Source organism: Sphingomonas sp. IC-56 (genome assembly GCF_021043375.1).
In the GTDB taxonomy this organism is placed as follows: Bacteria; Pseudomonadota; Alphaproteobacteria; order Sphingomonadales; family Sphingomonadaceae; genus Sphingomonas.
The window spans coordinates 373,338-380,216 of record NZ_JAJNDV010000002.1; the positions used below are offsets into that span (position 1 = coordinate 373,338).

Sequence of the window (6,879 nt, forward strand, 5' to 3'; positions counted from 1 at the left end):
TCAGTTGATCTGTTCCTTGGGGGCGGATGAAGCTGCCCTTAGCGCGTCGAGATAGATGCGGTTGCTTGGAAGGCTAGCAGCCAGAGCGCGGCCGCGCTGCTGCACGGTGTTGAATGCGGCAGCTACCTCGTCGGGCGCTTCGACGCGAAGCTGTCCCGGATCCGGCGCGGCAAAGCCCATGCCGTAGAGCACGTACTGATAGCTTGCTGCGGGAAATATCTCGTCTGCTTGCGGAAAGTCCATGGGCGATGGGGGCTGATCCCGCCAGATCGTCAAAAGCTCGCCGAGCCGCGCCGGCATCGTGCCGGCCCCGCGATGGTCACGCCAATACGGCTCGTCCCGCTTACTCAAGACATAGTGCAGTTTGAGAAACTCGACGATGCGATCCCAGCGGTAGCGGAACAGCGTGTTGAACCGCGCCGCGTGCAGGTCCATCGTTGAGCGGGTTCGAGGGAAGCTTTCGAGCAGCGCTGTGACCGAGAGTTCCACGAGCACGATGGCAGATGCCTCCAGTGGCTCCAAGAAGCCCGCCGACAATCCCACTGCCACGCAGTTGCGTTGCCAAAACCGCTCGCGGTGTCCTGAGCGGAAGCGCAACTGACGGAATGGCAGATCGCCCGTTCCCGGAAGATGCTGGTCCTTGAGGTACCCGCTCAGCGTCGCGGCCGCATCATCGTCGCTGAGATGGCGCGATGAATAGACGCAGCCGATCCCCCGCCGCGTCGGCAAGCCGATGTCCCATATCCATCCGGCCGCATGTGCCGTCGCGTTGGTCTGGGCGGCCACTGCGCTGTCGGGCGGCACCGGCACTTGCACTGCAATCGCGCGATCGTTGAACAGCACGTCGCCCCGATCAAGGAAGGGCACGCCCAGCGCCTTCCCGATCAGCAGCGCGGAATGGCCAGTGCAATCAAGAAAAAGATCGCCTTCGATGGTGCCATGTCCGGCGGTTCCCACCGCGCGGATATCGCCATTTTCTGTCTGCTCCACCGCCACGACATGATCGCGGATGTGCCGCACGCCCAATCGTTCGGTCGCATGCCGTGAAAGGAACGCCGCGAACTTCCCCGCGTCCAGGTGATAGGCATAGTTCAACGCGCCAGCATAATCGGGCATGCCGCGTTGCCGGGGCGCAAGGTCAAGGGCGCAGACCCGTGCCTGCGCGCTGACGGCCGAAGCGAAGCGCAGATCGCCCCCCTCCGCTCGCCACCCGCGCACCAAGTCGCGTGCACTCACGGCTGGCGGCGGCGTGAAAGGATGGAGGTAGGAGTCGCCCGCACTACCCGTCCGCCAACCATCGAAGCGCGAGCCTTGCTTGAACGAAGCATCGCACGCCAGCAGGAAATCGGCCTCGCTCACGCCGATCGATTGCAGCGTGCCGCGCATCGTCGGCCAGGTCCCCTCACCTACGCCGATGGTAGGAACGTCCGGCGACTCAATCAGGGTGACGGTCAAGGGAACCGCAGCGGCGGGATCGGCGCGCGCGGCGATCAGCGATGCGGCGAGCCACCCGGCCGTGCCCCCACCGATCACGACAATCCTGGAGACTAGCCCGTCCATTCCCGATTCCGCCAATGACGCAAGGTTGCCGCGCGGCAGCGAAAAAAGCCACCCTCATGCGAAGGTGGCTTTCCCCTCATTTCGGTCACTCGAAACGCTTGCGGTTCAGAAGGTGAACCGCAGGCCGCCCGAGTAGCGCGCATAGCCCGGCTGGGAGAAGGTGACGAACCGCTCCGAGCGGCGATGCCCGCGGCGGCTCTCACCGGTCAGGTTGATCGCCTCCACGAACGCCGTCAGCCCCGGCACGAACTCATAGCTCGCACTTGCGTCGAACTGGCCATACGCCTCGACATAGGTCGGATCGAACGCCCCGCCGGCATAGAAGCCGTCGCGCCAGTTATACGCCACGCGCGCCTGAAGCCCACTCTTGTCGTAATACAGGACGGCGTTGGCGCTGTCGCTCAGACCGGTCAACGCGAACTGGCCAACATACGGGCTTTCCGTATTGTTGTACGTCGCGTCGCCCCGCACGATCGTATAGTTCAGGATGGTACCGAAGCCGGTGTTCCAGAACTGGTGCTGGATCGCGAATTCCCAGCCATGGATGTTGGCCGTCTGATCGCTGTTGAACGGCTGGGTGATCTGGAAGTTGTACAGCGGATCCTCGGGCAGGCCGAAGATGTCGCCGGTGAGGAACCCATCCGGCGTCGTGCCGGTCACCAGTGAAGACGCGGGGAAGTTGCGCAGGATGTAATCGCGCACGCGCACCCCGTCGGTGGTACCCAGCGCCGCAACCGCCGCCTGATAGCGCGGTCCCGCACCAGGATTACGCAGGTCGAATGCGGGCGTGTTGATCAGCGTGTTGCCGATGAAGTTCGACACGTCCTTGTTGAAATAGCCCACCGAGATGTAGCTCTCGCGCCCGTAATACCATTCCGCTGAAAAATCGATGTTCTTCGACTTGTACGGCACCAGACCGGGGTTGCCCTGGCTGCCCGTACCGCCGCCGATGCGGGGATTGGTGTCGATCGAGCGGCCACCCTGCAGGCTGCCATAATCGGCACGCGTGATGGTGTGGCTGTACGATGCCCGCAGCTTCACATCGTCGAGCGGCTCGATGTCGAAATCGACCGCGGGAAGCCAGTTCTGGTAGCTCCCCTTGAAGCGCGTGAAGTCCGCGCCCGCGAAGTTGATCGCGAACTCGTTGGCCCCGGTCCAGCGCGTGCCGGTCGGGATCGGCACCAGCGCGGTGGAGTCGATCACCGTCTGGTCGTACCGCACACCCGCGATCAGGTGCGCGCGCCGACCCGCCAGCTCGAACTTGGTATTGAACTGAATATACGGCGAGATCGTCTTCTCAGTAAGCCGGCGATCCGTCGTGAAGGACGCAAGGCAGGTACCCGGCGCCGCTTCGCCTGCACCTGGATTGCTGCACACCTGGTACTGGCTTTCCAGCAGATCGGCCATGCGCTCGAAATTGAAGGTGTAGAAGGACGGGATCATCCCCGCAGCGCCACTGCCCTGCACGCCCTTGAACTTATCGGGAAGCGAGACGAGCTCGAACAGGTCGTCGGGAACCGACGACGCCGGCCCCACGCCGCCCCAGGTCTCGTTCTGGATGAAGCCATAAGCGGAGCGGACCTTGTTCTCAACGAAGGAGAAGCCCGCGTCGATGCTGTCCAGGAAATCGCCTTCATGGTCGTAACGACCCTTTAGCTGAACCTGGTTGATCTCATCCTTGAAGTACGCGTTGCGGAACGAATTGCCGGTCGGGGTCACCAGCCCAGCGTTCAGCGGATCGATGCCTGGCGACATCGTGTACGAAAGGATCGGCAGATCGTTCTCGAAATTGATCGACTGGCTGGCGACGCCGAACACGGCGGTGCCGATCGAGGTGCTCGATCCATAATCGTTGGTCGGCTTGGACTCGGCGGTCGAGTGGTGAGCGTCGAGCGACACGGTCACGCCGCCCGGTGCCTCCCAGGTCAGGTTACCGCCCAGCGACTTGTTCTCGGTCTGGTTCGCGGTAAGCGCCCCGCTGTACGACAGGTCCTTGCCGGTCGAGGTCGTCGGGTTGAGCAGCCCGCCCGGAGCGAAGTTCTCGGAAAAGAAGAGCGGCCCGGCGTTCGGGCCATCGGTCCATGCGCTCGAGGTGTCGCCGAAGTTGAACCAGATGCCGACGCTGCTGTCACGCGCCTCCACCTTGTTACGCGAATAGGTGAAGTCCACGGTCGCGGTCAGGCTGTCGGTCGGCCGTGCCTGCAACACCAGCTGGCCATTGATGCGTTCGCGATCGATGTCGATCAGGTCATAGGCCGCGCTCTGCGGGATTTCATACACATCGCTTCCGCTGGGACGGTTGGTCACGTTCGTGCCTGCCGGCGAGAGCTCGCCCCAGGTGTTGTTGGCTGCCGCGTTCGCCGCGGGATCGCCCAGGAAGCCGTCACGGAACCCGACGCTTGCCGAATTCACACTCGCTTTGCGGCGCTGGTAGGCACCCGAGAGGAGAACGCCGATGCGGTCATCGGCAAAGGTCGTCGAGAAGATCCCCGACACCTCTGGCGTGATCGGATCACCTTCGTTGCGCGAGGTGTCATACACCCCCTTTGCAGCGATGCTGCCGCGCATACCCGGCTTATCGAGCGGACGCGGGGTGCGGATGTTGATCGAAGAGCCAATACCGCCGGAGGGGACCGCAGCGCGACCGGTCTTGTAGACCTCCACAGCGGATATGCCTTCGGACGCAAGATTCGCGAAGTCGAACGAGCGCGAGGCAGGCGCGCTGGCACCATCGCCCAGAGTCGCGGTCGGCATCTGGCGCCCGTTCAGCGTCACCAGATTATATTCCGGACCAAAGCCGCGCACGGTCACCGTCGAACCCTCGCCGTTCGAACGGTCGATCGACACGCCGGTGATACGCTGCAGCGACTCGGCGAGATTGGTGTCGGGGAACTTGCCGATGTCCTCGGCAGAGATCGCGTCCACGACGCCCTGGCCATCGCGCTTGATGTCGACCGCTTCCCGCAGCGAGGCGCGGATGCCGGTCACTACAACATCGTCAACCTCGGGCTCAGTGACGACCGGTTGATCCTGGATTTCGGACGGACCCGGCTGGCCAACAGTTGACGCGGCGTCCTGCGCCGCGGCGAAGCCGGGCGCGCCTAATACTGCGAGCGTGGAAACGCCAATAAACAATTGCGAAACGATGCGAGCCTTTGAGCGGCGCATGATCCTTCTCCCCTGCTTCTCGGCATCTTGAGCATAGTCTTTGGACCTAGCCGTGCCGATTGAGAACGTTCACATGCATCGCACACTCACCGGCTGTCAAGACCGTATGTCAACGTTGGCAGGAGCATCTCGGGGGTAGATTGTCTTGAGGCCATCGCCGAGAGCATCGTCTGTGTGAAGCAACTTGTCGCCCGCACGCCGGCGGGTTGTCCAGCAACCCGCTGCGACAACCAAGGCGCTTTTACGCTACATCGTCACTCAAACGTCGACAGCCGTTGCTCTACCGACTTTGGGCAGGCAAGCGTTCGGGCCGCTCATGAACGCTTCTCCCCTCCCCAGGCCTCGGCACACTATGCTGCTGCTAGTGGCAGCCCTTGCCTATGCAGGGGGCACCATCGCCTATCTGCCTCTCCTGACGTTACTGCTGCCGATCAAGGTGGCTGCAATGGCAGGCACGGAACGGATCGGCGTGCTCACGGCCGCTGCGATCTGGGGCGCGGTAGCAGCCAGCATCTCCAACATCGTGTTTGGATGGCTGAGCGACCGATCGATGGAGCGCCGTCATGGGCGCCGCGGCTGGATCCTGCTCGGATGCGTGGGACTCGCGCTTGCTTACGGGCAAATTGCCCAGGCCGGCTCGGCGGCGGACCTCATCGTGGCGGTCGTGCTATTTCAATGCGCGGTGAACGCGATACTCGCCCCCCTCCTCGCGATCCTCGCCGAAGAGGTACCTGACGCCCAAAAAGGCTTACTGGCAGGACTCATGGCCTGGGCTGCGCCGGCCGCCTCTGCGCTTGCGGTGCTCGTCATCACGACCACAGCGCTCAACGAGGTAGGACGCTTGGCGATGGTCGCCGCGGTAGCAGTCGCCTGCGTCATGCCAGTGACGCTGCTCCGCTCGCCGCTCCGCGATCTTGGAAGTACAGAGTCCACCAACGAACACGTATCGAGCCATGATCTGCTAATAGCCTGGTCGGCACGCCTGCTTGTCCAGGTCGCGGGCAATGTACTGGGGCTCTATCTTCTATATTATCTCGACAGCATCGCTCCTGAGCTCACGACTCCTGCGCTGGCGGCGCAAGCCAGCCAGGCCTTGGCGCTCGCCTATGTCGCATCCCTCCCCATCGCGCTGCTGATCGGCATCCTCTCCGACCGGACCGGCCGGAGAAAGCCGTTCCTAGTTGGCGCCTCTGTATTGATGACGGTCGGCCTGCTCGTGATGGCAATCGCAAGCGATCCGCTGACCGGGAAGATCGGTTTCGGCATCAACGTTGTCGGCATGCAGGTGTTCGTCAATCTTCATGCCGCATTCGCGATGCAAGTACTGCCTGACCGTGCGCATCGTGGACGAGATCTCGGCCTGCTCAACCTGACGAACACCCTGCCAGGAGTAGTAGGTCCCGCACTGACTTGGCTGCTGGCAACGCCTCGGAATTTCGCACCGTTGATGGTCACACTCGCAATGCTGACACTCGTCGGAGGTATGCTAATGATCTTCGTGCGCCGGCAACCGTAAGCCGGGTATCGGCAGCGCAGAATAGTCCGGCTTTTAAAACCCGCAACCTCGCAGATAAACTAAGAGTAGGTTCGGGAGCAAAACACCATCGTTTCGTGAGGCGTTCTACCGCCCGCGCTAAACCCTGCACCGCTCCCGTACGCTATCGCGCATAGCCCGTTCCGCGTGCCATCGTTTGCCAGGTTAAAGCGAAGACGCCGTTTTAGCCGCGACTTGCAACCGACATCTGCAGAATTCGCCGCCTTCGTATAACCAGCGGCACCTGAGCCAATAGGCCATTCAGAACAAGCAATCGCCTACGCTTTTCAAAGGCCAAAGGCTGCCCGTCCGCTACCCACCCAATGGTGTCGGTCGCCTCCAGATGAATAGGTGGCCGCTTTCGAGATCGCGAGCCGAGCAGACAAACAACCGATATTGGGTACTAAGCTGCCGCTCTCGCGCGATGTCGCACAGGATTACGCGCTCTCTTGCTTCGGGAGTGCTTACATCCCGTTCTGCAGCGAGAGCGCCGAACGCTAAAAAGCCCGCTAAGTCATGTGACTTGCGGGCTTTTTGTTGGTTGCGGGGACAGGATTTGAACCTGTGACCTTCAGGTTATGAGCCTGACGAGCTACCGGGCTGCTCCACCCCGCGAC

General features: G+C 62.4%; 3 protein-coding genes and 1 tRNA gene. 1 reads left to right on the forward strand and 3 read right to left on the reverse strand.

Annotated features, from left to right (window positions below):
- Nucleotides 1–1,560 (reverse strand): tryptophan halogenase family protein, encoded by a 1,560-nt coding sequence (locus tag LQ953_RS04845; protein WP_231029535.1) that lies wholly within the window; start codon nucleotides 1,558–1,560, stop codon nucleotides 1–3.
- Between the two features lie 105 nt (nucleotides 1,561–1,665).
- Nucleotides 1,666–4,728: a TonB-dependent receptor gene (locus LQ953_RS04850; RefSeq protein ID WP_231029536.1), complete on the reverse strand. Its 3,063-nt coding sequence runs from the start codon at nucleotides 4,726–4,728 to the stop codon at nucleotides 1,666–1,668.
- Nucleotides 4,729–5,080: 352 nt separating this feature from the next.
- On the opposite strand from LQ953_RS04850, the gene LQ953_RS04855 reads away from it, so the two are divergent.
- On the forward strand, nucleotides 5,081–6,244 hold the full coding sequence (locus LQ953_RS04855) for an MFS transporter (protein ID WP_231029537.1): 1,164 nt from the start codon (nucleotides 5,081–5,083) through the stop codon (nucleotides 6,242–6,244).
- A gap of 556 nt (nucleotides 6,245–6,800) precedes the next feature.
- Here the strand turns inward: LQ953_RS04855 and LQ953_RS04860 are convergent.
- Nucleotides 6,801–6,877 (reverse strand) — tRNA-Met (locus LQ953_RS04860).
- Between the last annotated feature and the right edge of the window lie 2 nt (nucleotides 6,878–6,879).